This is a genomic window from Vibrio phycocola, from assembly GCF_054404255.1.
The window spans coordinates 1-26,536 of record NZ_JBTAMQ010000012.1 but is presented as its reverse complement, the minus strand read 5'-3'; the positions used below and the strand labels follow the sequence as shown (position 1 = coordinate 26,536).

At 42.4% G+C, this 26,536-nt stretch carries 23 protein-coding genes; 17 read left to right on the top strand and 6 right to left on the bottom strand.

All coding sequences use genetic code 11. The annotated features are described in order from the left end of the window. Positions 1-3: 3 nt before the first annotated feature. Genes ACXJY6_RS15130 through ACXJY6_RS15120 form a run of 3 tightly spaced genes read left to right on the top strand, consistent with a single transcriptional unit; the run spans position 4 to position 2,884 of the window. Positions 4-885: an ABC transporter permease gene (locus ACXJY6_RS15130; protein ID WP_458768832.1), complete on the top strand. Its 882-nt coding sequence runs from the start codon at positions 4-6 to the stop codon at positions 883-885. Beyond that, positions 882-1,844, top strand: coding sequence for an ABC transporter permease (locus tag ACXJY6_RS15125; protein WP_458768831.1), 963 nt, complete (start codon positions 882-884; stop codon positions 1,842-1,844). The genes ACXJY6_RS15130 and ACXJY6_RS15125 overlap by 4 nt, the downstream gene beginning before the upstream one ends. A 41-nt stretch (positions 1,845-1,885) precedes the next feature. After that, positions 1,886-2,884: an ABC transporter substrate-binding protein gene (locus ACXJY6_RS15120; RefSeq protein WP_456050117.1), complete on the top strand. Its 999-nt coding sequence runs from the start codon at positions 1,886-1,888 to the stop codon at positions 2,882-2,884. 213 nt (positions 2,885-3,097) lie between these two features. Here ACXJY6_RS15120 and ACXJY6_RS15115 read toward each other — a convergent pair whose 3' ends face one another. From ACXJY6_RS15115 to nirB, 4 genes are all read right to left on the bottom strand, one after another. Further along, positions 3,098-4,651 (bottom strand): methyl-accepting chemotaxis protein, encoded by a 1,554-nt coding sequence (locus tag ACXJY6_RS15115; protein WP_456050118.1) that lies wholly within the window; start codon positions 4,649-4,651, stop codon positions 3,098-3,100. A gap of 272 nt (positions 4,652-4,923) precedes the next feature. Then, positions 4,924-5,778, bottom strand: coding sequence for a formate/nitrite transporter family protein (locus tag ACXJY6_RS15110; RefSeq protein WP_456050119.1), 855 nt, complete (start codon positions 5,776-5,778; stop codon positions 4,924-4,926). 140 nt (positions 5,779-5,918) lie between these two features. After that, positions 5,919-6,245 carry a nitrite reductase small subunit NirD gene (gene nirD, locus ACXJY6_RS15105; RefSeq protein ID WP_456050120.1) on the bottom strand — a complete coding sequence of 109 codons (327 nt, stop codon included), beginning with the start codon at positions 6,243-6,245 and terminating at the stop codon, positions 5,919-5,921. Then, positions 6,242-8,806 (bottom strand): nitrite reductase large subunit NirB, encoded by a 2,565-nt coding sequence (gene nirB / locus ACXJY6_RS15100; protein ID WP_458768830.1) that lies wholly within the window; start codon positions 8,804-8,806, stop codon positions 6,242-6,244. Before nirB ends, nirD begins: the two co-directional genes overlap by 4 nt. A gap of 595 nt (positions 8,807-9,401) precedes the next feature. On the opposite strand from nirB, the gene ACXJY6_RS15095 reads away from it, so the two are divergent. The 10 genes from ACXJY6_RS15095 to ACXJY6_RS15050 all read left to right on the top strand — a co-directional run bounded on the left by ACXJY6_RS15095 (position 9,402) and on the right by ACXJY6_RS15050 (position 21,319). Then, the gene (locus ACXJY6_RS15095; protein ID WP_456050122.1) at positions 9,402-10,115 is read left to right on the top strand and encodes a helix-turn-helix domain-containing protein; all 714 of its coding nucleotides are present in this window, start codon (positions 9,402-9,404) and stop codon (positions 10,113-10,115) included. A gap of 109 nt (positions 10,116-10,224) precedes the next feature. Continuing rightward, positions 10,225-11,139, top strand: coding sequence for a DMT family transporter (locus ACXJY6_RS15090; RefSeq protein WP_458768916.1), 915 nt, complete (start codon positions 10,225-10,227; stop codon positions 11,137-11,139). A 112-nt stretch (positions 11,140-11,251) separates the two neighbouring features. Next, complete coding sequence (locus tag ACXJY6_RS15085) at positions 11,252-11,857, top strand: TetR/AcrR family transcriptional regulator (RefSeq protein ID WP_458768829.1); 606 nt, start codon at positions 11,252-11,254, stop codon at positions 11,855-11,857. 1 nt (position 11,858) lies between these two features. Further along, complete coding sequence (locus ACXJY6_RS15080) at positions 11,859-14,318, top strand: efflux RND transporter permease subunit (RefSeq protein WP_458768828.1); 2,460 nt, start codon at positions 11,859-11,861, stop codon at positions 14,316-14,318. A 1-nt stretch (position 14,319) separates the two neighbouring features. Continuing rightward, positions 14,320-15,114, top strand: coding sequence for an outer membrane lipoprotein-sorting protein (locus tag ACXJY6_RS15075; RefSeq protein ID WP_458768827.1), 795 nt, complete (start codon positions 14,320-14,322; stop codon positions 15,112-15,114). Between the two features lie 14 nt (positions 15,115-15,128). Continuing rightward, a complete protein-coding gene (locus tag ACXJY6_RS15070; RefSeq protein WP_458768826.1) occupies positions 15,129-16,547 on the top strand; it encodes a DUF1302 family protein in 1,419 nt (472 codons plus the stop codon). A gap of 460 nt (positions 16,548-17,007) precedes the next feature. Then, complete coding sequence (locus ACXJY6_RS15065) at positions 17,008-17,385, top strand: PH domain-containing protein (protein WP_456050128.1); 378 nt, start codon at positions 17,008-17,010, stop codon at positions 17,383-17,385. Between the two features lie 344 nt (positions 17,386-17,729). Next, positions 17,730-18,920, top strand: coding sequence for an ABC transporter substrate-binding protein (locus ACXJY6_RS15060; protein WP_458768825.1), 1,191 nt, complete (start codon positions 17,730-17,732; stop codon positions 18,918-18,920). A gap of 8 nt (positions 18,921-18,928) precedes the next feature. After that, on the top strand, positions 18,929-20,665 hold the full coding sequence (locus ACXJY6_RS15055) for an ABC transporter permease (RefSeq protein ID WP_458768824.1): 1,737 nt from the start codon (positions 18,929-18,931) through the stop codon (positions 20,663-20,665). A 15-nt stretch (positions 20,666-20,680) separates the two neighbouring features. Next, a complete protein-coding gene (locus ACXJY6_RS15050; RefSeq protein WP_458768823.1) occupies positions 20,681-21,319 on the top strand; it encodes an ATP-binding cassette domain-containing protein in 639 nt (212 codons plus the stop codon). Positions 21,320-21,679: 360 nt separating this feature from the next. Here ACXJY6_RS15050 and ACXJY6_RS15045 read toward each other — a convergent pair whose 3' ends face one another. Further along, positions 21,680-22,003 carry a YqfO family protein gene (locus tag ACXJY6_RS15045; RefSeq protein WP_456050132.1) on the bottom strand — a complete coding sequence of 108 codons (324 nt, stop codon included), beginning with the start codon at positions 22,001-22,003 and terminating at the stop codon, positions 21,680-21,682. Positions 22,004-22,282: 279 nt separating this feature from the next. On the opposite strand from ACXJY6_RS15045, the gene ACXJY6_RS15040 reads away from it, so the two are divergent. The 4 genes from ACXJY6_RS15040 to ACXJY6_RS15025 all read left to right on the top strand — a co-directional run bounded on the left by ACXJY6_RS15040 (position 22,283) and on the right by ACXJY6_RS15025 (position 25,726). Then, on the top strand, positions 22,283-23,119 hold the full coding sequence (locus ACXJY6_RS15040; RefSeq protein WP_456050133.1) for a formate/nitrite transporter family protein: 837 nt from the start codon (positions 22,283-22,285) through the stop codon (positions 23,117-23,119). A 10-nt stretch (positions 23,120-23,129) separates the two neighbouring features. Further along, positions 23,130-24,836: a bifunctional protein-serine/threonine kinase/phosphatase gene (locus tag ACXJY6_RS15035; RefSeq protein ID WP_458768822.1), complete on the top strand. Its 1,707-nt coding sequence runs from the start codon at positions 23,130-23,132 to the stop codon at positions 24,834-24,836. Between the two features lie 189 nt (positions 24,837-25,025). Continuing rightward, a complete protein-coding gene (locus tag ACXJY6_RS15030) occupies positions 25,026-25,319 on the top strand; it encodes a type II toxin-antitoxin system Phd/YefM family antitoxin (RefSeq protein ID WP_458768821.1) in 294 nt (97 codons plus the stop codon). Next, the gene (locus ACXJY6_RS15025) at positions 25,316-25,726 is read left to right on the top strand and encodes a type II toxin-antitoxin system YafO family toxin (RefSeq protein ID WP_458768820.1); all 411 of its coding nucleotides are present in this window, start codon (positions 25,316-25,318) and stop codon (positions 25,724-25,726) included. The genes ACXJY6_RS15030 and ACXJY6_RS15025 overlap by 4 nt, the downstream gene beginning before the upstream one ends. An 87-nt stretch (positions 25,727-25,813) precedes the next feature. Here the strand turns inward: ACXJY6_RS15025 and ACXJY6_RS15020 are convergent, their stop codons facing one another. Next, positions 25,814-26,152, bottom strand: coding sequence for a cytosolic protein (locus tag ACXJY6_RS15020; RefSeq protein ID WP_458768819.1), 339 nt, complete (start codon positions 26,150-26,152; stop codon positions 25,814-25,816). Between the last annotated feature and the right edge of the window lie 384 nt (positions 26,153-26,536).

The window sequence follows — 26,536 nt, the reverse complement described above, 5'->3', positions numbered from 1 at the left end:
GTTATGCAAGAAAAACTCACACACCAAAAATGGTTTGCTGTCGCGTGTACTGTGATTACCGTCATTGTGATCTGGTATGGAGCGTCATTATGGATGAATGGCAATCAACTGATTAATACCTATGAACGCAAAAACCAGGAATGGTCATACAGTCAAATCGCACAGGAAGCGTATAGCGTAAAAAGGCCAATGCTGCCGCCGCCTCATCAGGTTGCTCAGCAATGGTATAAAACGGTTTTTGATACTAAAGTGACCTCGAAGCGATCACTCGTTTATCACTCGATGATCACTCTCGAATCGACTATGTTAGGGTTTTTGCTTGGTTCCTTGCTGGGCATCATGATTGCCGTCGGTATTATTCACAACCGAACGCTGGAAATGAGCTTTATGCCATGGGTTATTGCATCGCAAACAATCCCTATATTGGCGATTGCGCCCATTATTGTTGTTGTACTTGGCGCCATAAACCTCACTGGTGTTATCCCGAAAGCCATTATATCTATGTATCTCTCTTTCTTCCCGGTAACGATTGGCATGGTTAAAGGGCTCAGATCGTCCGATAAATTGCATATGGAATTACTGCAAACGTATAACGCGTCTAAATCTCAGTTGTTTTGGAAATTGCGCTGGTTTTCTGCACAGCCTTATCTTTTCGCTAGTCTCAAAATTGGTATTGCGGCTTCGCTTGTTGGCGCGGTGGTCGCGGAGTTGCCGACTGGGGCACAAGGCGGTCTAGGCTCCCGCTTGCTTAGCGGGTCGTACTATGGGCAAACCGTACAAATATGGTCCGCACTGTTCATGGCCGCAATATTAGGTGCGAGTTTGGTGACCATCGTCGCGATATTTGAAAAAGTGCTACTACGGCGTAGAGGGATGAAAGTATGAGTCTAATGCAAAAAAATGCTGCGTATTTTTTTCTGTTATTGGTACAGGTGTATATCTGTTTTTTCTTGGAGCCGGGTTTCTATAACCGACAGGCGTTGCTCATTGTATTACTGCCAGTTTCGGTGTTTTGCGCGGCAATGTTGATGTCTTATCTCGCCAAATTGGTGGTAAACGACAAGGGCAATAAAACACTGATTAAGCCGTTGGTTCCTGCACTGTTTGCTCTGGTACTGTTGGTTTGTTGGCAAAGTTTAACGCAAGGCTATGAAGTTCCACAGGTTTTGTTACCCGCGCCAAGTAATATTTTCATGGCTTTTATTTCTAATTTACCCACGCTGTGGGCTGACTTTAAGCAAACGTTTATGAAAGCCGTGATTGCGGGTTATGTTATTGGGTGTACGTCGGGTTTTCTTGTCGCGCAGTGGGCGGTTAAAAGTCGTTTTCTACAGAACGGTTTGTTGCCATTGGGTAACTTTGTCTCGGCCATTCCTATCGTGGGTATCGCACCGATTATGGTGATGTGGTTTGGGTTTGATTGGCAGTCAAAAGCGGCTGTTGTCGTGGTGATGACGTTCTTCCCAATGTTTATTAACACGTTGGCCGGTTTGCAGTCTGTTGATCCGTTACACAAAGATCTTATGCATACGTACGCCGCTAAGAAGAGACATATTTTCTTTAAAAGTCAGCTTCCACAGGCGCTACCTTTTATTTTTAATGCTTTAAAACTCAACTCTACCATGGCGTTAATTGGCGCTATTGTTGCGGAGTTTTTTGGTACTCCCATCGTTGGTATGGGATTTAGAATTTCGACTGAAGTGGGTCGGATGAATATGGAAATGGTCTGGGCGACAATTCTCGTTGCAGCCTTGGCTGGTTCCATGAGCTACGGTGCTTTAGCGCTACTTGAAAGGATTGTGTTGTTCTGGCATCAGTCAGTGCGAACGACGCATATCAAGTAACTTAAAGTGCTCATTGTTAGGCAATAAACGAGGATACATGGATGAAAAAATACGTTTCACTAGCAGTTTGTGCAGTTATGTTTGCTTCAAGCATGGCTGTAAATGCGGCAGAAAAATTAACATTACAACTGAAGTGGGTAACCCAAGCTCAGTTTGCCGGCTATTACGTAGCTCTAGAAAAAGGCTATTACAAAGAGATGGGTTTGGATGTCACGATTAAACCCGGAGGGCCCGACATTGCTCCAGCACAAGCTTTGGCTGGTGGTGGTGCTGATATTATCGTCGATTGGCTACCTTCTGCTCTGGCAACACGTGAAAAGGGTTTATCAATGGTGAATATCGGACAGATTTACGGCAAATCTGGGATGATGTTAACTTGTTTGAAATCTAGTGGAATCAGCACACCGCAAGACTTTGGCGGTAAAACACTTGGTGTATGGTTCTTTGGTAATGAGTACCCGTTCTTGAGCTGGATGTCTAAATTGGGCTATGAAACGATGGGCGGTGATGGTGTGACCGTTCTAAAGCAAGGCTTTAATGTCGACCCGATTTTCCAAGGCCAAGCAGATTGTGTTTCAACCATGACTTACAATGAGTACGGCCAAGTGCTAGACGGTGGTTTAGAGCCTTCTGAGTTGACCTTGTTTAAATATGAAGATCAAGGTGTTGCAACACTCGAAGATGGACTTTACGTGATGGAAGAGGACCTAACCGACGCGAAAAAAGTGGAAAACTACGCGAAGTTCTTAAAAGCAACCATTAAAGGGTGGCAGTGGGCAGCGGACAATACCGAAGACGCTGCAATGATCGTTCTCGATTACGATGACACAGGTGCTCAAACTGAAGAGCATCAGGTTCGTATGATGGGTGAGGTGGCGAAATTGCTCAATACATCGGGCAAAGGAATCGGCTATTTAGATCCTGCGGCCTATGAACGTACTGTTGAAATTTTGTTGGGTAGTGAATCTGCCCCCGTGATCTCCAAGAAACCAGTCGGCGCATACAGTCACGTTGTATTTGATAAAGCGATGTCGATGTAATGTTGACGGTTGTAAAAGCTTGACCTGCAACGGTATCAGTTTACTTAGAGTATAAATCAAAGGCCTAGTTTGCAAACTAGGCCTTTGTATATTTGTCTCTTAACCAGAATGCCCCATGTCCTTTCTAGAGTTTAAAGAGATGGGGCATTTTTGTTTGGTTAACAATCATTCATGTAACGATGTTTCAGCTCTAGTTTGAACCAATACAGTTAACTAGGCTTTAAATAGCGATATCGCATGTGCTAATTCATCTGCTTGAACCGCCAATTGCTCTGACGATGCCGTGTTCTGAGTTACGGCTTGAACATTATCCAACGCGATATTACTAATGTTGTTAATGTTTCTAGACATCTCTTCAGATACCGCACTTTGTTCTTCGACGGCCGTTGCTATTTGAGTACTGCTGTCTAAGATATTCTGCAGATCTGCCATCATTGTTTGGATCCTAGCATGTGCTTCACCGGCATTGACCACACTTTTCTGTCCGTTTTCTGTACAGTGTGTGATTGTATCGACCACGGTCTGAGTCTGTTGTTGTACCGATGTGATAATGGTACTGATCTCCTCAGTAGAGTTTTGCGTTCGACCTGCCAATGTTCTTACTTCATCAGCAACAACCGCGAATCCTCTGCCTTGTTCACCTGCACGAGCAGCTTCAATAGCAGCATTTAAAGCCAGTAAGTTCGTTTGTTCGGCAATCCCTTTAATTACATCGAGTACTGAATTGATTTGCTCTGATAAGGCTGAAAGGCTATCAACTTCGTTGCTCGCTGTTACCAACTCCGACGATAATTCGGTAATGGTATTTCGAGTCTTTTCGATATCCTCTAGTCCCGCTTGAGCGACTTGATAGCTATTTTGAGTATTTTCTGCCGCATGTTCTGTGGTTACTGCAACTTCTCTAATCGTTTCTCTCATCTCCGTCATTGCTGTTGCAACACTATCGGTTTCTAGTTGCTGCTGACTTAATGCTTCCTGAGTTTGGACACTACCCGTTTCGAGTTCTTTAGATGTCCCATTTAGCTCAGTAATAGTGTTTTGTGTGCTTTTTATGAGAGTTTGAACTTTTGAAAGTAAATCGTTAAACCTAAAGGCCATGCAACTAAATTCATCCATACCACTCGAGTCAGCTCTAACGGTGAAATCATTATTAATTTGGACATCGGCCATGATTTGACCTAAGTCACCAATCTTGCGAATAATTTGAGTTGTTATAAAGAAAGACATAGTTAGAAGAATGCCTGTAACTAGGAGTATCGATACGACAATGGTAGTGGCTATGCTGGCTTGGTTTGTCTCAATTTCATGTTCGAGAGCTTCTTCAAACGTTAGAAATATAGAATTGATATCTTCAAGGAGATGTTTCATTTCACCGACTAACTTTTTGTCATTTATTCCAGTGGCATTAAACCCATCAACCAGCAGAGCAAAGTCTTTCTTGTAAAGGCGAATTTCTTCTTGCAGAGTCGAAAATTTGTCTGTAGGGATATTTAAAGCTTCAAGCTCCTCTTTAAAAGTCTTGAGGAAAGCATCAAAATGTTTCGCTTCTTTACTAAACTTCTCTGTTAAAGTCACATCATGAGAGTAAAGATACTCCAGTTCATAGTTGCTTAGGCTGAGTAGTGAGATTTCTAGAGACTTAACTTCAATTAAGGTTTTTTCGATTTTTAATATTTTTAAGTTCGCGATCTCAGTTATCGCGACTACTGACGCTAGGGCTAGGAGCGCGAAAAGCGTTAAACCCCACAGCTTATGTTTAATCTTCATGCTTACTCTCTTCAACGTTATGATTATTATTTGTTACATATTTAAAAGTTAGACGAGATCTGAGATTTGTAAATAATTTTGGAAGTTTATTTTAAAGACGTAGCGCGGTGTTAATGGAATGTTATCTCGCGTCCAAAACGGGAAATAATATCCTAGTTAGAGGTTGCTAGTTTTACGGATTTAAGAATGTAATTTTTAGCTGGAAGAAATTTGAAGCATTTAAATTCATCCCCTAAGTAATCGAAGGGGATGAATGGGGGATTTGATAGGACCTATTTAGTATTAACTGCAGTTTTTAAAGCGCGTTGTTCAGTTTTTTCTGAATCCAGTGTTGGCGCTGTTTTTGCGTGAGTTAAGTAAAGAGGTAAACACGTGAACACTAAGCCACCAACGATGTTACCTAGAATGGTTGGAACGAGGTTGAAATTTAACCAAGTTGCGATACCAAAATCGGCGCCTAACATCATACCCAGTGGGAATAGGAACATGTTAACAACAGTGTGCTCAAACACGAGTGCGAAGAAGATAAAGATAGGGAACCACATTGCGGCCACTTTACCTGGAACTGAGCGAGCGGTCATGTTGCCAATTACACCTAGACATACCATTAAGTTACAAAAAATAGCGCGAACAAAACAAGTGATCCAGCCATCGGTTCCCAAGCTTTCAAAACCAGCAGAGCGAGCGGTCGATGCAGCAATGAACTTTTGTGCGATTGCATTTGGGTCGATGCTGAAGTTTTTCGTCAGTGAAACAGCAATTAACGCAGCAACAATGAGAGAACCAATTAGGTTGCCCAATCCAACGAGCCCCCAACAACGAAATACTCGGCTCCAGGTGATACCCGGGCGGTTATCGAGTTTAGCCAGTGGTGCTAGACCAAATACGCCAGTAACCAAGTCATAGCCCATTAGGCTCAGAATAACAAAACCGACCGGGAACACGAGTGCGCCCACAATGCCGATACCGGTTTGAACGATTGTGGTAATCGCAACCACAACCGCTAAAGATAAAATGATGCCCGCCATTGTGCCGCGAAGAATAAGATCACGAGTGCCGGTTTTTACTTTCGCTTCGCCCACATCAATCATGGTTTGAACGAATTCCATTGGTTTTGGATCTGACATAGTTAATACCTACATAAAGTTAAAAGTTAAAAGTTAAAAGTTAAAATTAAATAGTGAAATACTCTCGGTGGTTCAGTCTTTATACGAAAAACCGAGAGTGTTTAAGCTATTGAATCTCGATGGCGAAAATTTAAATCAGCTTATGCGGAGACTTCAATTAAGCCATCTACCACGCGTGTGCTGTAGGCTTTTACGTTGTAGTTTTCATCTTCCATGCACGCGCCAGTTGCGAGGTTAAACCGCTGTTTTTTTAACGGACTCGCCACCCAAAGTGCGTCTTTATGTTCGGCAATTAAGCCGCGAGATAGCACATTCGCTTTTCCGTATGGATCCATGTTGCTGATCGCGAACACGTTTTCATCTGATCGCGGGCGAAATACCGCAACTTGTTGATTGTCGACTAAAGCACAAACACCTGTTCCCGGTGCGATCGCGTTTACTTCGCAGATTTTGGTCCAATTGCTCATACTTCTTCCTCCAAAGTTACGTGCATGATGTCGCCTTTAAGTTCAGGGTGTTTTTCAGTAAAAGTTGCCGGACGATGTTGATCTCGAGCGCTGACAAACACAACATTGTCATCGCGTTGGTCAGAGTTGATGAAATGAGAGAAACGCGTCAATTGCTCTTGGCTGTTGATAGCGTCGGTCCACTCACATCGATATTCTTCAATCAGCTTCTCGACATCCTGTTCGAGTTGATGGTTGATGCTTAATTTGTCATTAATCACAACATCGCGTAGGTAATCGATGCCACCTTCTAGGTTATCCATCCATAAAGACGTACGTTGCAGCTTGTCTGCAGTACGGATGTAGAACATCATGAAACGGTCGATGTACTTAATCAGAGTCTCTTTATCAAGATCAGAGGCGAGTAGGTCGGCATGACGAGGGTTCATCCCGCCATTTCCACATACGTACATATTCCAGCCCGCATCAGTGGCAATAATGCCGAGGTCTTTACCTTGCGCTTCGGCACATTCGCGAGTACAACCAGACACACCAAACTTCATTTTATGAGGCGTTCGGATTCCCTTGTAACGGTTTTCTAACTCAACCCCAAGGCCGACACTGTCTTGCACACCATAACGGCACCAGGTTTTACCGACACAGGTTTTCGCCATGCGTAAGGCTTTCGCGTAGGCTTGTCCGGTTTCGTATCCAGCGTCAATCAACTCGCGCCAAATTGCTGGAAGATCGTCTTTTTGAGCGCCAAATAGCCCAATACGTTGAGCACCGGTAATTTTGGTGTACAGGTTATAATCTTCCGCGACTTTAGCGAGAGCACCGAGCGCTTTAGGCGTCACTTCACCGCCAGCCATACGAGGAATGACAGAATACGTGCCATCTTTTTGCATGTTGCCAAGGAAGTTGTCATTGGTATCGTGAAGACCGACCAATTGAGGGTTGAGAATATGTTCACCCCAGCAAGAAGCAAGGATAGAACCCACGGTTGGCTTACATACTTCACAGCCATAACCTTGACCGTGTTTTTCTATTAATTCATCAAAGGATTGGATGCCTTCAACGCGAATAAGGTGGAATAATTCCTGACGAGAATATTCAAAGTGTGCACATACATGGTCGTTAACTTCGATTCCCGCTTTCGTAAGTTCAGCATTGAGTACATCGGTCACAAGAGGAACACAGCCACCACAGCCGGTACCTGCACCGGTTACTGCTTTAATATCGCCGATGGTGTGGTGGCCTTCGGCAACAGCTTGAGCTATTTTGCCTTTGGTGACATCAAAACAAGAACAAATTACCGCGCTTTCTGGCAGTGAATCTGCGCCCATCACGGGTTTTTCTGCACCTGCATGAGCTGGGAGAATCAGAGTATCAGGATGTTCTGGCAGCTCCATGTCATTAAGTTTTAACTGAAGTAAGTTGCCGTAATCAGAAGCATCGCCCACTAAAACAGCACCAAGTAAGGTTTTGTTGTCTTCAGATGTGATCAAACGTTTGTAGACGCCTTGGGTTTCGTTTAGATACACGTAGCTCTTACAGTTTGGGGTTTCACCGGTTGGGTCACCAATGCTAGCCACATCAACACCGAGCAACTTGAGTTTGGTGCTCATATCTGCGCCGACAAATTCAGGTGCTGATTGATCTTCTAGAATATGCATTGCTGCGACTTTGGCCATTTGGTAGCCCGGTGCTACAAGGCCGTAGGTTTGATTTTGCCAAGCGGCACATTCGCCAATTGCGTAAACGTCGGCAAGGTTGGTTTGGCAATGGTCGTTGATCGCAATACCGCCACGCGCACCGAGTTCGATCTCGGTACCTTTTGCGAGTGCATCTTGAGCACGAATGCCGGCTGAAAAGACTACGATGTCGGTTTCTATAAATGTGTCATCGGAAAAGTTAAGGCGGTAACGAGCTTGCTCACCGGCGACGATTTCGGTAGTTGCTTTGCCTGTGTGCACAGAAACGCCCATGCTTTCAATTTTACTGCGTAGTAGGTCACCGCCGCCGTTATCGAGTTGTACGGCCATCAAGCGTGGTGCGAATTCAACAACGTGAGTTTCTAAACCTAGAGATTTAATTGCATTCGCGGCTTCTAGACCTAGCAAGCCTCCGCCAATGACAACGCCACTTTTACTTTGTTTACTTGATGCTTCAATTGCATCGAGATCTTCCAGTGTGCGATAAACAAAGCAATGCTCTTGGTTGTTTCCAGGGATCGGTGGAACAAACGGGTAAGACCCAGTCGCAAACACTAATTTATCGTAAGCTTCGACGCGACCGCTGGTGGTGATAACTTGCTTTTCTTCGATTTTTATCTGTTCTACTTTTTCGTTTACCGCATAAGTAACGTCGTTTTCCTGGTAATAAGCTTCGCTGGTCAAAGCCAAATCTTCAGCTGATTTTCCTTCAAGGTATGATGTAAGGTAAACACGGTCATAGGCTAACCGTGGCTCTTCAGAAAACGTAATTATTTCAAAGTCATCGCGCTCAGTTTGTATGAGTGTGTCGATAAATTTATGGCCTACCATACCATTTCCGACCACGATTATTCTTTGCTTGCTCATGTCCCAGGTCCTTGTAGTAATTTTAAATCTGTTCTCGCCGGTGTGGTACCAAATTCGAAGACATTTTTGTTGAATCTGGTGGCTATTTTTGAATTAGGTTTTCGGTTATTATTTGGTGTTTTTATCGATACGTTACAAAAATAGTTTGCCTAAAACAGCGAGTAATAATGATCAATTTTTTATTGTTTCTTAGTGTGAATTTAGTTTATTCACGGCGCGAAATAAATGCAATTGCACGTGCTACTACTTTGGGGGTATATTTAATTATAAGTGTTTGTAAAATATAAATTTATTTTTTAAAACTTTATTTTTTAGACATTTGATATAAAATTGATCTGAATCATTAATAAATTAACAATTAGTGTTATGGCATCTTTCTAAATGATGTTTTTTTACTCTATATTTTAAAGAAAAGTAGGAAGTGGTTTTTTTTATTCCAAGGTTAATAATCTTAATTAAATAGGCTTAATATCGGAATCATGTTGCAGCAGAAGTGCTTAGTTCTTTTTGTCAGATATGACTCGCTTTATTCAAGATTTAAGGATCGGTATTTAGGCGTTATACTATTTTTTCTTTTCATTTACCTGTGGCCCTGATGAAAACTAGTTTAAGTATTCGCTGTTACACCAAGCAATTGAAAAGTCACTCGCACAGTGATCATCACCAACTGGTATTGCCGATTCAAGGCAGTATTAGCATGGTGATGAATGATTACGTGGGCAAAGTGTCGGTGGGTGAATGTGTGGTGATTCCTCTCGGTGTGGCACATGGATTCAAAGCCGACGAAGCTTCGCGTTTTATTGTGGCCGATATGGCTGAGCTACCCGCTCATTTGCTTAATAGTCACCTGAGTGTATTTTCTGTGTCACCGCCTATGCTGAGTTTTCTTCAGTTTGTTGAAAAGCAATTAGAGCATCAAGTTGATAGTGGAATGGAAGCATCGATACTGAGCGTTTTCGGGATGTTGCTTGAACAGCAGGATATCGTTCAAACGCTTGATCCTCGTATTCGTACGGTGTTGTCATTCATTGCTGAACATCTTGACCAACCGCTAACGATTACTCAGCTTGCTCAGGCGGCTTTTCTAAGTCCTACGCAATTTAAAAAGCTCTTCAAAGAGAGCTTGGGAATGAGTGCTCTTCAATACATTACGCAGCAACGCATGGAAAAAGCGAAAGCCCTCCTGACGTATACCGACTTACCGGTTCAGTTGGTGGCTGAGAAAGTAGGATACAGCGACCTTTCTGCATTTAGCCGTCGATTCTCAGTTTACTTTGGGCGTACGCCTCGCGAATTTAGTCAATCTTGATTAAAAGCGTCTCGTTAATCAATGTTTACGTCCTTTTAGCACAAACATATATTTTTAACTTCGTTATCCTAATGACTAAGATAATGCACGGGAAAGAGTTAAAATGACAATGTTAATGGCTGAGCATCGAATTACACCCTATCAATTTGGTAGCTTCGCAATCTTGTTCGCGTCAATTTTATGGGGTACTACTGGCACGGCTGCGAGCTTTGCTCCTGAGATTAGTTCTCTCGCAATAGGTGCTTTTTCCATGGGCGTTGGTGGACTTTTACAAGCATGTTTTGCTTATAAGGCGTTAAATCAGGCATCGAGCCAATTAATCAAACACAAGAAAATGCTGTTGATCGGCGCGTTAGCGTTAGCTGTGTATCCATTGGCTTTTTACACGTCGATGCGACTTGCTGGTGTGGCGGTAGGGACGGTAATTTCCATCGCTACGGCGCCTTTCTTTACTGTGTTATTAGAGCGTCTTTTTAGCAATAATAGTCATATTACAAAAAAGTGGCTAATTAGCTTTGTTATTGGAATGGTTGGTATTGCCTTACTCACATTTTCTGAGTCTTCCGTTTCAGCTCATTCTGTTCCAATACGGGATGAAAGCCTACAAACGTTGGGCATTGTTTTGGGCCTTGTCGCAGGCCTCACCTATGCAACGTATTCTTGGATAGCGAAAGCCATGATTGATGAGGGGATCCCATCTCAAGCGGCACTTGGCAGTATTTTTGGTCTTGGCGCGCTGTTGCTGCTTCCCACACTGGCATTTACGGGTGGCAATTTGTTTACTTCTGCATCAAATACGCTGATTTTGGGCTACATGGCTATTATCCCAATGTGTATTGCGTATATCGCGTTTGGCTTCGGATTAAGGCATGTTAAGGCCAGCAGCGCGACGTTATTAACCTTGTTTGAGCCTGTTGTTGCCGCTGCGTTAGCCGTGTTGGTGGTCGGTGAGGTGATTCCTTTGATCGGCTGGTTTGGCATGGGGTTGATCGTGATTTGTTTGTTATTGCAGTCGACGAGTTAAGTTGTTTTTGACTTTAATCAAATGATTAAATTTGATTAGCGAAAAAGATGTCTTAACTGTAAGCAAAGATCTAAGCTGTTAATCAGTTGATTAATTTGCTTGGATCTTAACAATGACCGAAACCAAATCCTCTGATGATGGTAAACGACAAGCATTGTTGGATGCGAGCCGTGAACTCTTTCTTAAAAACAGTTACAACAATATTTCAATTCGAAAAATTGCCGATAGGGCGCAAGTTAACTCCGCACTGATTGGGTATTATTTTGGGTCTAAAAGCGGCTTGTTCCGCGAAATGCTCGGCTCTTACCTCAATCATAATTTGGATCGTTTAGAGTACATCTTGGATGATTTGAATCATGAAAGTCTAAATAGCTTCTTTCTCAATTTCTATCGTTCTGTTCCTGCAGAATTTACTCATTTAATACTCCGAACCGTTTTATACGAACGCAATGACATGCGTGACTGGATTATGGACACCATATTTAAACGAGTGTTGCAATTAGCACTTAAAACCTCTCGCCAAATTGGTGATAAGAGTGGCAAGGATTATGACCCTCACCTTATTCGAACCGTTATTCAGAGCATGTTGGTAATGCCTAAGGTGCTCCAGCCTATGGTTGAGGAACTTGAACCAGGCCGAATAAATGATGAATTTTATGAACAGTTGGCGGAACTGAATAGCCAATTACTGACGAAATTTTTTGGTTTGGAGAAATAAGATGACGACATGGCGACAGCAGTTGGAAGGATTTTTCTCCACGTTGAGCGATAAAATTATGCAGCGTCCGAAAACATCGCTGTTGGTTTTTGTCATGTTGTTGGCGGCATTTTCGACAGCACTGAGATCGGTTGAGTTTGATCCTGAAATGGAAAGCTTTGTCGACGAACAAGCCGATGTGCGCGTTATTTACAATGAAGTAAAAGAGCAGTTTGGTCGCAATGATGTAATCATGTTGGCATTACAGGGTGAAGTATTAACCCCTGAGTTTTTAACTAAGCTAATAAGTCTCCATGAATATATTGAATACGAGTTACCGTATGTCAGCGATGTCACCAGTCTGGTTAATGCGCCATTTCAACAGGGTTCGGTAGATGAACTTCAGGTGCTAGACCTGATTGATGAATTGCCAAAAAACGATACAGATGTTGCTGAAATAGAACGACGAATAACTCAAAACAAATTGGCCAATGAGATGTTAGTGAATGAAGATCGGAGCATGGCGTTGATCATTATTGAGTTACAAACCTATGACTATGGCCAAGACCAAAATGAAGCAGACGCTGAGCAAGATCCTTTTACCACAGATGATTTTGATTTTTCGGCCACAAATTTTGACTCAAAAAATCCAGATCCAGAGTTAAACACTGAGCTGCCAGAAGTTAGCCGTGATCAAGTGATATCCCTTATTTCTATGATCCGAACTGAGCTAGAAAACTACCAAGATTTGAAACCGGTACTTGCTGGGATGCCGCTTATTGATGAAGCGCTGCAAAACACGATGCAATCGGAAATGAGTTTCTTCCTGCGTTTGACGGTATTGTTGATAGCGTTAACCTTGGTTGTCTTCTTCCGTCAGTTAAACGCGGTGGTTGCGCCTATGTTTGCGGTTTTGGCGGCGTTACTGCTGACGATATCGATATTGGTCTTAACCGGAAATAAAATTCAGCTTCCTCTTATTCTGTTGCCGTCATTTTTATTGGCGATCACCATTGGTGACGCCGTGCATTTACTGACGCATTTTTATCGTAAGATTCGAATTGGAGACGATAAAAAGTCCGCAATGATCCATGCTGTTGAGCGTACCGCGGTTCCGATGTTATTGACCTCTTTAACCACCGCAGGCGGCTTGCTGTCTTTGGGTATAGCCGATGTTGTGCCGATTAGAAATTTAGGTGTGTTTGCTGCTGTCGGAGTCATGCTCGCATTCGTATTAACCATTTGTGTGATTCCTGCGGTTGTTATGATATTACCAATGCGAAAAGTGACACAGAAAAGTGAACGTCACAGCGCTAGTCATGTGATGGAAATAATCGCGAATTTTAGTTGGCGTCATGGCGGCAAGCTTGCGATAGCTTGGTTAGTGGTGGTATTGATTTCACTGACTCAAATCGCGAATCTTAAATTTTCTCATGACCCGATGAATTGGATGCCACAGGGGGCTGAGATCACTCGAAACACCTTAATTATCGATGACAATATGAGCGGAACCATGACCTTTGATGTGGTGATTGATACGGGTAAAAGCAATGGTATAAAAAATCTCGAATTACTGAAAAAATTGGCGATTTGGCAAGACAAGCTAAATGGTTTTAAAGATGGTGAAGTCGAGATAAAAGGAACCAGCTCTATTATTGATGTGGTGCGGGAATCGAATCGCGCTCTTCAAGGCGGCGAAAATAGCCAGTATCGTTTGCCCGATTCAGAGCAGCTCTTGATTGAAGAACTGTTCTTATTTGAAAATAGTGCCTCCGATGAGCTATTCAAGATTGTTGATGGTGATTTCAGTCAAACCAAAATGCGCTTGGTGTTGCCTTGGAATGACCTTATTCATTACAGCCACCTTGTCGACGAGCTGCAACAGCAAGGTGCCGAGATATTCGGTGACACCGTCAAGGTTAAAGTCACAGGACTGGTCGCCATTATGGCGGGGGCGTTGTCGGCTCTGATTACGTCGACGGCATTTAGTTATCTGATTGCGACCATAGTGATTGGCATCATGATGATGTTACTGCTGTCATCATTTGGCTTAGGTGCGCTTGCGATGATCCCAAATATGGCTCCGATCATCGTAGTGATGGGCTTTATGCATCCGATGGGGATTCCGCTCGATATGCTGACTATGCTAGTCGCTACGATAGCGATCGGTATTGCAGTAGATAACACCGTGCACTTTACCCACCATTTCCGCCACGGTTTGGAGCAAGGACACACGAGTTACAATGCGATGTTGGATGCCTTTGCTGGGGCAGGTCAGGCACTGTTCACCACGTGTATTGTCTTGACCGTTGGCTTTTATGTATTTCTATTCAGCGAAGTATCGAGTGTGTTTAATTTAGGCTTTTTATGCGGTACCGCCTTTATTCTCGCGCTGATTTCTAACTTCACTCTAACTCCATTTTTATTGCGCTGGTACTATCGAAATCATCAGCCTCAATCGATTGCTCACACAGGAGCTTAACATGAAAAAGTTCGTTCAATTAGTGACGGCTGTTACTGCGATTGCGTTATCAAGCTCGGCATTGGCGCTAACTGCTGATGAAATTATGCAAAACGTCGATGCCTTTCCTGAGCCGGATTCTCTAACCTCAAAAATGAGTATGGTGCTGGTGGATAATAAAGGGAAGCAACGTATTCGTTCGTTAACGACTCAAAGAAAAAAATTTGGTGATGATGAAAAATCGCTGATGTTCTTTTTAGAACCGTCAGATGTTAAAGGGACAGGATTTCTCATGGTCGATTATGGCGAAGCCGTTAAAGATGACGACCAATGGATGCTATTGCCTTCGCTGAAGAAAACGAAACGGATTGCCAGCGCAGATAAGACCTCGAGTTTTATGGGGAGTGATTTCTCTTACGCCGATATGAACGACCGGAACCTAGAAGAATGGAACTATAAAATAATTAAAGAAGATCAAGTCAATGGCGCTTCCGTTTGGATTATTGAATCTCTCCCAGTGAGCGACGAGATCATTGATAAGTATGGCTATACCCGCTCAATCATCTACGTGAAACAAGATAATTTTCAGGTTGTTCGCGGCATTAGCTACAAGAAGAAAAAAGGTGAAATCAAGCTCCTTAATATCGCGAAATCGGAGTTTATAAATGGCTACTGGATTAACCTAGAAACGCAAATGATCACTCAGAAAAACGGTAAAACGGTTCACCGTACATTGATGAAAGTTGATGATGTTGAAGTGGGTCCGGCGTTGGATGACGGTGAGTTTACCTTAAATCGCTTAGAACGGGGATTATGATGAGGGGAAGGCGTATGGCTTTGAATTATCCTAAGCCAGCACAGTTAGAACAGTATCAGGGATTGAGAGTTCGATTCCTTACTGTACTGATGGGACTCTCGTTATATTCGGTTTCGGCAATTGCAGATGAATTTTCTGATTTATTCGCCGAAGATCCCTTTGCCGATATTGAAATCGAAACCATACAAAGTGAAACAGGTCCACTCCAAATAGAATTGGCGGCAGGTGTTAAAACGATTATCAACACTAATAGTAATGAAGATACCGCCGTTGACGAGGCTTATTCTGGCCTATCAAGTTTGGCTATTAGTCTCAATCCAGACATTACCTATCAACCGAATGACGAGTTTCGTATTGATGCGGATATTGAGTTAAGCACCGATCTTATTTTCGAGCTGCGATCTGATGAGACGTGGAGTGATGACGATGTTGATGCTCGAGAATTTGATTCTGATATAAATGAGCTCAAAGCCTCTTATCAATTGGGTAATTGGCAAATAAGTACAGGTATTCAACGTATTACCTTGGGTATCGCCGATGCTCTGTCCGCCTCGAATGTTCTGTATGCGCAGAACTTGGAAGTACCCGGTATTGTCGATGTTGGTGACAGTTATGCTCCAGCGTGGACCACCGCGCTAAAGGGGAATGTCGGTGATATTTTGATTAAAGCAGGGATTGTTCATACTCATGAATTATTACGTTACCCAGTCACCGGTTCTGATTTTGATATCGGTATTCAAAGTACGTTAGAAGCGTCTGGTTTCGAGCTCGAAGCGGAAGCGTTTTCGCTAGAGAATATGGGCTGGTTTAGCTCATTCTCTGGGGTAAAAGGCGCGCTTGATTGGCAGCTTAACCTTATTACGCAGTTGTCTCACACTCCAGTTTTGAAATTGCAAAATGGCTCTATTGTCGATGTTCAGTACCCTCGAACTCACACCATTGCGTTGGCCACAAGTTATGTTATTGATGCGTTTTTACTGAAAGCAGAAGGTGCGTTTGAGAATGGGATGGAAGCACAGAGTAACAATGGTGAAATGAGTCGTTACGATCGCGTTATTGGTTCGCTAGGGTTTGATTACGATCCCTCGAGTATTGGTCGATTGGTGGTGGAATTCCAAGCTGCAACTATTATCGACTTCGATAGTTATGATTTCATGGAGACCGATTTTGCTCCAGATGAAGCAACCGCGCGCTGGGCGTTGATCTACACGCAAAGTTTTCTCCATGAACAACTCAGTTTATCGGCTCAAATGTTAGCGTATGATGCGGATATGGCAGGAGGCCGAATTCAGTCGATCAAATTGGAATACGACATCAGCGACAACTGGAAAACCACGCTTCGTTATGTCGATTATGTGAGCGGAGATTATTCGTTACTTTCAGGTGTAAGTGACCGAGACCGATTGATCCTTTCAACTCGCTATGCGTTTTAGATCGATTTCTTGCCTCTCACTTTAAAATTATCCCATCCTAAAACTCTCTAATGATGCGAATAATGTCCTTATTCACATCATATTTTGATTTGATTAATGGGCGTATTCGAATTATGTGGTGATTCGAATAGGTAAAACTTTCAAATTGAGGAGGACAATATGGCTGTAAATATAATTCAGATGCATAATGAATGAGTATTCGGCTTATTCTGATGTTTTACTCAAATTGATATTTTAATCTGACGTTTTTCTTATAATTTGTATTTATTCTGACGTTTTTACCATTTTATCCAATTCATCTGCTATTTTTCTTGTTTGAAATCGATGAAGTGACTCGAATTTTTATGAGAGTAAATTTGATTTCATTAATTCGGACCAATTCCAAAAAAATCACATCCAATTCACCCATTCGCCTTACAATTCAATACACTCGTATAAATTATCGAAATAGGATAGATAAATGATTGATTTCAAAAACTCCTCAGTGTTTAAACTCAAGCCGATTAAGCTTTCGGATGCGAGAGAAGATTTTCATAAGTTTCTAATAGACGGTGAAACCATACTGACGGCATTTAAAAGTGTTCGTGACCAGGTGATCTTTACAAATAAGCGCGTTATAGCGGCGAATGTTCAAGGGATTACGGGTTCAAAAGTTGACTATACGTCGCTACCTTTCAGTAAAGTAAATGCATTCTCGGTAGAAACGTCGGGAACTTTCGACATAGATTGCGAAATTGAACTCTATTTGAGCGAAGTCGGATGCGTTCGTTTTGAAGTAAAAGGTTCGTTCGATATTGTCACGTTTAACCGTGCGATTAGTGAATATGTATTAGCCTAATCAATTTAGCGTTTGTGGGCTAAAAAGTGTGGTAATTGCAAATTAAAGGCGAGCCTGAATGGTTCGCCTTTGTTGTTTTAGTTACAGTGTCTCTTATTAATGTTAGTCATGCGAAAACATATGCTTACAAAGATGATTAAAAATATTGTGATAACTACTGTAACAATAGTCCCGTTAAGAACGACTAATGATAATCAGATAACTTCTCATATGAGCTATCCTTATTTAAGGAGCTACTTATGTTTACTTGGTAAGTTCGGAACTATTTGGTGAAACGATAGTCTTGAATTTTGTGAGAGTATCAGAATTTATTAACTATAATCATATAAAAAATAAGGAATTACATGAAACTTTCCACTCGTTTACTTACCCTTGCCGCCGCATTGTCTACTTCGGTTGCTACGGCAGCAGACTGGGATAGTATTGTTGAAAAAGCACAAGGACAAACCGTTTATTTTCATGCCTGGGGTGGGGATGAAAATATAAATGACTACATTCAGTGGGCCGCTGACCGAGTAAACGATCAGTATGGCGTCACGGTAAAACATGTCAAAAACATTGCGCCGAATGCGGTGAGTCAAGTGCTTGCTGAAAAGTCTGCTGGCAAGGATACAGGTGGTGCGGTCGACCTTATTTGGATTAACGGTGAAAATTTCGCCAACATGAAGTCGAATGGTTTGCTCTACGGCCCATTTACACAAGACCTGCCGAGTTATCAGTATGTTGATGTCGAGAATAAACCGACAACGGTGTTTGATTTCACTGTTCCTGTTGATAATTTAGAAGCACCTTGGGGCATGGCACAGTTAATCTTCCAGTATGATTCTGAGTACGTTTCTAAAGCACCTGACAATGTTGAAGATCTTCTGGCGTTTGCGAAGCAGAATCCTGGACGATTTACTTACCCAGCTCCACCTGCTTTTCACGGCACCACGTTTGTAAAACAAGTGTTATTGGAACTTACCGATAATAATCCGGCACTTTATTCGCCTGTAGAAGAGAGTAATTTCGATGAAGTGACAGCTCCATTGTGGAACTATCTTGACCAGTTGCATCCAAACATGTGGCAAAAGGGCACGACATTCACCGATGGCGCACCTCGCATGAAGCAGTTGTTGAATGATGGTGAGATCTTTATTTCACTTAGCTTTAACCCATTTGACGCCAGCAGTGCAATTGCGACAGGTCAGCTGCCGGATACTGTCCGTACTTACATTCACCAAGGTGGGACAATCGGTAATACCCATTTCTTGACCATTCCATTTAATACCAGTCACGCAGAAGGTGCGATGGTCTTTTCTAACTTCCTAATGTCACCGGAAGCTCAGGCTCGTAAAGCCAACACCGATATTTGGGGAGACCCAACCGTTCTTGCAATGGGCAAGCTAACCGATAGCGATCGTGCTATATTTGAGAACTTACCAAAGGGCGTTGCAACCCTTTCAAATGAAGAGCTTTCTAATGTATTGCGCGAACCTGATACCAGTTGGGTTAGAGCACTTGAAGCAGCTTGGTTAGAACGATACGGAAACTAATAGCGACCTTGAGTATTTTAAAATCCGTTTTATTAAGAGGCTCCATTTTTGGGGCCTCACCTTGGCTTACAACGAGCCTATTTCTTGTGCCTGTTGTTGTTGGCCTTCTCGGAACATGGTTACCTGCCTTCGGTTGGTTTCCGGCAATAAATAGCAACACGCTTAGCTTTACGCCGTGGGAACAATTATTCGCCCATCCCGGTGCGCTTCCTGCGACCATAAAAACCTTAGTTACGGGCTTAGGTGCTTCTTTATTAGCACTTATCGTGACCTTACTGATTTTAATTGGGTTATACCCATCAACGGTTTTCAATCGAATTGAACGTAGCCTTGCTCCTTTATTATCAATACCTCATGCCGCTTTTGCGATAGGGTTAGGCTTGCTGGTGATGCCGAGTGGTTGGCTGGTTCGTTTTGCCGCGCAATTTACCGAAAGCTTATCGCTCCCGCCATTATGGACAACGTTTCAGGATGTAAATGGCATCAGTTTAATCGTAACTCTTGCTCTAAAAGAGATACCATTTCTATTGTTTATGTCGTTGGCGATTTTACCAACCTTGAAAGCAAAGCAGACGCTGATTTTGGCGGAAAGCTTGGGACACACAAAACGTTACGCGTGGGCTTGGTTGTTGTTTCCAAGGCTCTATAAACAAATCAAATTACCGTTTTTTGCTGTGGTCGCGTATTCGTTAACGGTGGTTGATATCGCGATGATCGCCGGGCCAACGACGCCACCAACACTGGCGGTTATGGTTAATCAATGGTTTTATAATCCAGACTTTCAATATAGAACGATAGGGGCAGCAGGTGCGACGCTGTTACTTGCTATCAATGTTGTGGTGTTGGTTGGTTTACATTTCGTAGAAGCGCCATTAAGAAACCTGCGTGGTCGACAATTGCTGCGCGGTGTCTCGCATAGAAGAAGCGTATATTGGGAATACCCAGTGGCGATGTTCGCCATGTTTTCATTAATCTCACTCTACGTTGCGTCAATCGTACAATTGCTGATGTGGAGCTTTGCTTCGCGTTGGCGTTATCCAGACCTTATTCCTGAACAGGTATCAATGAGGTCGTGGAGCCGAATTTTTAACCGCATCGAAGAACCCTTCTATAACAGTTTGTTACTGGCAAGTTTGTCTGCATTCTTTGCGCTCGTACTTGCCATTGTCATGCTTGAAAATGAAGTTAGGGTGAAAAAGAGAAAGCCAAATTATGATGCGGATAAAACGTTGTTCATCGTGTATCTGCCATTATTGATTCCTCAAATTGCCTTTCTGTTTGGTTTTCAGGTTTTTCTGATTCAAACGGGCTTAGATGCAAATTTTTATTCCTTGTTATGGTCACATAGCGTGTTTGTTATTCCTTACGTGTTTCTAACGCTGAGTGGGCCTTACCGGAAATTCGATCAGCGTTATAGTGTTGCCGCTGTCACTTTGTGCGCATGTCCGGTAAAAAGTTTTTGGAAAGTGAAATTTCAAATGTTGTTGCGGCCGATACTCTACGCATTTGCGACAGGTTTTTCCGTTTCAATTGCGCAGTATTTACCGACACTATTTGTCGGAGCTGGGAAGTTTGCCACCATCACGACTGAAACCGTCGCGATGACCAGCGGTGGTGATCGTCGGTTAATCTCGGTCATGGCGATGTGGCAACAATTGCTACCGCTCGTGATTTTTTTGTTGGCGACCTTAGTGCCTGCCGTTTTGTTTAGAAACCGAAAAGCGATGCAGCAAAGCTCGTTATAGGTGAGAGTATAAAGTATGTCATTTGAGCTAATTGATTTTCAAATCGCCATGGGTGATAGCCCACTGTTCGAACCTTTCTCTTTAACCGTTAAAGCGGGGCAAGTTGGCGCAATAACTGGCCCGAGTGGTTCGGGTAAGTCGACCATTTTATCGGATATTTTGGGTGATTTAGCGCCAGTGTTCTCTCGCAAGGGCGGGATGATATTAAACGGTACAGAGCTATCTGGTATCCCAACCTCCAAGCGTCAAATTGGCATTTTATTTCAAGATGATTTGCTGTTTCCGCACCTAAATGTCTTCGAAAACTTGGTGTTTGGATTACCCTCTAAATTGAGCCAACAACAAAAGCATGAACGAATTTCGAGCGCATTGAATCACGCGGGGTTATCTGGATTTGAAGAGCGTGATATTGCGACATTATCGGGTGGGCAGCGTTCACGTATTAGTCTACTGAGAACCTTGCTTTCAGAGCCTAAAGTGATCTTGCTCGATGAGCCTTTCTCAAAGCTCGATGAAACGCTGCGCGACCAATTTAGAAGTTGGGTGTTTAGTCAGATTCAAACTCAAAACATTCCCGCAGTATTGGTCACGCATGACGTGAAAGACATCCCCGATAGCGCAGTGAAGACGCAACTGAAAATCGTGTCTTCCTGATTAAACGAAAAGCCTTGGTGTCACGTGGTTTAGCTTCGTAGATGATATGCAGTGTCGCTGCGGTGAAACTAACCTAGATAACTTGTGGTCTAATATTTTTACGGAGAGTCATTATGTCTATAGAGACGTATTAATGATTGTTGTATTTATCTAAATCTCATTGAAAATATAGATTCATCAATGAAAAAATGGAGCTTGCTTATGCCTTTTTATACTCTGTTAATGATGTATTTTATTATCGTGTCACTGTGTTTTTTACTATCCCTGACAATGATTAATAACACCGAGAAGCGAAAGAAGCTTCTTAAAATTAGCGTATCGTGTTTAGTTATTGGCGGAGGTATGAGCCTCTTTCATTAATCAGATTAAATCCTCCAGGGTTTTAGCTTCAAGGATATGATAGGCGGGCGTTTCGTAGGGGTGTGCTTGAATCATCGCTTGGATGGCGAGCTTTGCTTTGTCTCTTAAACACACCATTTCGATCTTTCGTTCAGATACCACTTCAACTTCACCAACGGTACCAATAAAGGGTGTCGCTCCAGCCTTGGGTTGAAACGTTCCTTCACCTTTTATTGTAAAGGCGCAACGCCGATAATCACCGATCTCTCCAGCGCCTGCCGTTGCCATGGCATCAATTACTACATTGACATGATCTTCTGGAACATAAACCGCTATAACCAACATATATGACGTCCTAGTTTGTTTTTAAGATTAATTTGTACTGCGTATTTTAAGATAAGTTTATTTAAAAGTAACAAGTTAGATAGACAAATCCGCTAAGTAAAGTTAACCCTTTAGTAGTAGTTTATCTGCCCAATCGATGTGCTCTCTGTTCTACAATGGTATGAATTGTTAACAAATAAACAACAAAAAAGCCAACGATCACTAGAGATATAAGGCTGTTGAGGGGTTGGCATGAAAATCGCTATCAACTAAATGACAATCATTTCAAGGAGAGTAACGATGTCTTATATAGAACCCCGTGAGTTTGCAACCAAGATGGTTGATGCAGGCGAACAGAAAATATTTATGTCAACCCAAGATACCCTAGTAAGAGCCTACATGGCAGGCGCTATTCTTGCTCTAGCAGCATTTTTCGCCATTACTGTTATCGTCACGACGGGCAACGCATTAATTGGTGCGGTGCTATTCCCAGTTGGTTTTATCATGCTTTATTTGATGAAGTTCGACCTGTTAACGGGTGTGTTTACGCTTGTCCCGTTGGCCGTCATTGATAAGCGTCCCGGATGTACGCCAAATCAACTTTTCCGAAACTGGGGCTTAGTATTTCTAGGAAACTTCGCTGGCGCGCTAACCGTTGCATTTTTCGCTTCATTTATTTTGACTTATGGTTACAACACTGACGGTGGAGCACTAGCCGCCAAAGTAAGTACGATAGGTGAGTCACGTACCTTAGGGTATCAGGAGCATGGTACTGCAGGGTGGTTCACCATTTTCATCCGAGGAATGTTGTGTAACTGGATGGTTTCAATGGGTGTTGTCGGTGCAATGATTTCAACGTCTGCGGCTGGTAAAATGATGGCGATGTGGATGCCAATCATGTTGTTCTTCTTTATGGGCTTTGAGCACTCAATTGTAAATATGTTCTTGTTCCCTTTCTCTATGATCATGGGTGGTGAATTTACGGTTCTTGATTACTTTGTTTGGAATGAAATTCCGACAGCATTAGGAAACCTATTTGGTGGCTTCTTGTTAGTGGGACTGCCAATCTATCTGACTCACGTTCGTACAAAATCAGAGCGTAAGATTGATGCGTCTAAGAAAGCCGTAGAAATGTAATTGTTCTATCGTGCTTGATATAAAAATAGGTCAGGCTTCAGTCGCGGGATTGAAGCCTGTTAACCAAGACAGTGTCGGCGCTCGTGTTCCTGATGAACCGACTTTAACGAGTAAAGGTGTCGCAGTGGCAATCAGTGACGGGATCAGTTCCAGTCAGGTGAGCCAAGTCGCCAGTGAAACCGCCGTTCTGAGTTTTCTTTCTGACTATTATTCTACGTCGGATGCTTGGACAGTGAAAAGTTCGGGTTTAAAAGTTCTCAAAGCCATTAACTATTGGCTCTACTCACAGACGAAAAATAGCGAACATCGTTTTGATTTTAATAAAGGTTATGTTTGTACCTTTAGTGCTTTGGTCATTAAATCCCACACCGCCCATTTATTCCATACCGGAGACTCGCGAGTTTACCGACTGACCGGTGACACTCTAGAGCAACTTACAGTAGACCATAGGCGCAGAATTAATGACGAGACCAGTTACTTAAGTCGAGCTTTGGGGATAGATCCAGAGATCGAGATCGACTATCGATCATTTGTCGTGAAAGAAGGAGAAACGTTTTTATTAGCAACAGACGGTTTGTTTAACTTTGTTTCGGAAAAAGAGATCGCTAAACAAGCAAGTCAGCTGGATCTTGGTACAAAAGAGCGTTGTGACATCCTTATTCAGAAGGCGTTAGATAAAGGAAGTGACGATAATCTATCGATTCAAATTGTTGATGTTATCGCTTTGCCCGAGCCTCAGTTAACGGAACTAACCTATACGGCGTTAAACCTTTCTCCTGCACCGATTTTGACTCCAGGAGATTCTATCGATGGTTATCAAATTCTCCGAGAGCTTTCCATAAGTAGCCGTAGTCATGTATTTCTTGCTCAAGATACACAAACTGAGACTTTTGTGGTGTTAAAAACCCCTTCCGCTGAAAGTAGTCAGGACATTGCGCACCTCGATACTTTTTTGTTGGAAGATTGGATCGCAAAAAAACTGAGTAATCCTCACTTAATGCAATCGCATAAATCAAATCGTGTTCAAAGTAGCTTATATACTGTAACTGAGTACATTGATGGGTTAACGTTATCGCAGTGGATTAAGGACAACCCTGAGCCTGATATCAATACGGTCAGACAAATCATCACCCAGATAGCGAAAGGGTTGCAGGCGATGCATCGGCAGGAAATGATCCATCAGGATATCCGCCCGTACAATATCATGATTGACAAATTTGGCGTTGTTAAGATTATTGATTTTGGTGCGACGAATGTCGCCGGTATTACCGAAATCTATTCTCACCCACAATCAATAATGGGAACGGCCCAGTATACGGCCCCAGAGTATTTTATTGGTCATGCTGGTTCTCACCGATCGGATATCTTTTCTTTAGGAGTGATTGCCTATCAGATGTACACGGGTAAATTCCCATATGGTGTTATGGTATCAAAATCCACCACGGTTAAATCCCAACAGAAACTGCAATATGTGTCCGCATCGTCGATCAATACCCACCTTCCAGATTGGATCGATTTTGCCTTGAAAAAAGCCACCAGTGTCGAGCCTCATCGGCGTTATGAAGAGGTCTCTGAATTTGTCTTTGATCTCACAAATCCAAACCCCAAGGCGGATAAAAACAGGTGGAAACCGATCGCAGAGCGCAATCCCATTCTGTTTTGGCAGAGAATATCATTGATTCTGTTTGTCGCGTTGCTACTGGCGTTAGTGTTTTAATCGGAAAGCTAACTTAGCTTATCATTTATTAAGTTAATTTCTTAAGCTGGCAGAAAGCGTTTAGCGCACTGACTGTAATTCAAAATTACCTTATTTCGTGACAGTACACACCTCAATCAACTTGATTCTGTACAAACACATAATGCCGATATACAATATTAAGTACGCAATCAAGTACTCAGGTGTGTTATGAAAATAAGTACAATCTATGCAGAAAAAGCAGTGTCATCGAGCGAAGCTAGAAAGCATTTTAAAGATTGCTTATCAGGGGAGCCTGTCGTGGTTTTATCGAACAATGAGCCTGCTGGTTATATGATGAGCGCCACTTTTTTTGAAGGACTTATGAAAGCTTTAGAAGAGAAGAATGCTGACTCCGTTTCATCATTTAGACCAATTAGCGCTCGCTTAGAAACCATTGCACACCTGAACGCTCAAGCATTGACAGAGCTAGATGAGAGTAATTTGGGTGAGTTTCAAGAGTGAGTAAGTCATTAAATATTAGGATTTTTAAACATAAAATCTTAATTGATTCGCTTACTGAAAGTGAGCTTCAATCTTTGACTAACGACTTTAGACACTATAAGAAGACGGGTCAGAAACCAGATTTTTTTGGTCGAGATGAAGCTTATAATCATCCCAATACATTACCGATCTTGAAGTCAGAGGAAGTGAAGCACATTCATTTAGCTTCTAGTGATGCTCCGTTTTTAAGTTCCATCCAATTTTACCAAACGAGTGATAAGCATTTAGTGTATTGCCAAGGCTGGAATGACCTTAGTTGTTTTCTGTTAATCGCTATCCTTGCACCTAATGCTCATGAGCAAGCCCGTAATCGAACTATCATGCATAACTTGGGTTTGATAGCTGAAAAATTTAGGCAGCAATTCTAAATCGTTTGCTCTATTTCTTGTTAGGTAAACCGCTCGCCAGTTAACCGACCTTATTCAATTCGCCAATTTCAACTTACTGAGTAGCTTTCAGTCCAATCGGGTTATAAAGGTTTGCTCGTCATCGACAAAAGCCACATAGTCGCCGTAATAGATAAATACCCGACCACGCCCTTCAACTATGCAGGCAAGTTGTGGATTTAAATCTTCCTCGAGATTTTGGCTTTGAAACGTGCCGGTATCGGTGATCACACCGCTGAGTGGAGGCAAATATCCATACGTGCGCTTAGCTTGGTCAATCAGGCTTAATTCGCTGGTGGTCGAGAAGCAAGAGGGGATAGTACCGGCATCTTCAATAAACATGGTTTTCAGTTCTTCATAAGCTGTAATCACCAGCCAGTCGATGTCGTTAACACGATGGATAAACATAGAGGGTTCTCGGAAATTTTGGTTCGGGGATTTTATCACTATCTGGAAAGAACGTCGTTTAAATTGGCTCGATTTTCTAGTAGTAAAATACGAAATATGTTACATATTATTAGGTTAGGTATTAGTACTCTCGAGATAACGCGCCAAAATTGAAGAATGATTTATGTAGGCTCGTTTTTCTAGTAATAAATTACTTAGATATTAATACTTATTTAATATAAATCAGATGTTTGTTGGTTTTGACGACTATACAGCTAGCCTGCGAAAACGAGCCGGCATGTTATTAAAGATGTTATAAGGTACAAAGAATGCGTAGGTTAAGCTTCCAGCGTCCAAATGCAAAAGTCAGAAATCCTAATAGACATATCCGTTCTTTAAAAAAAT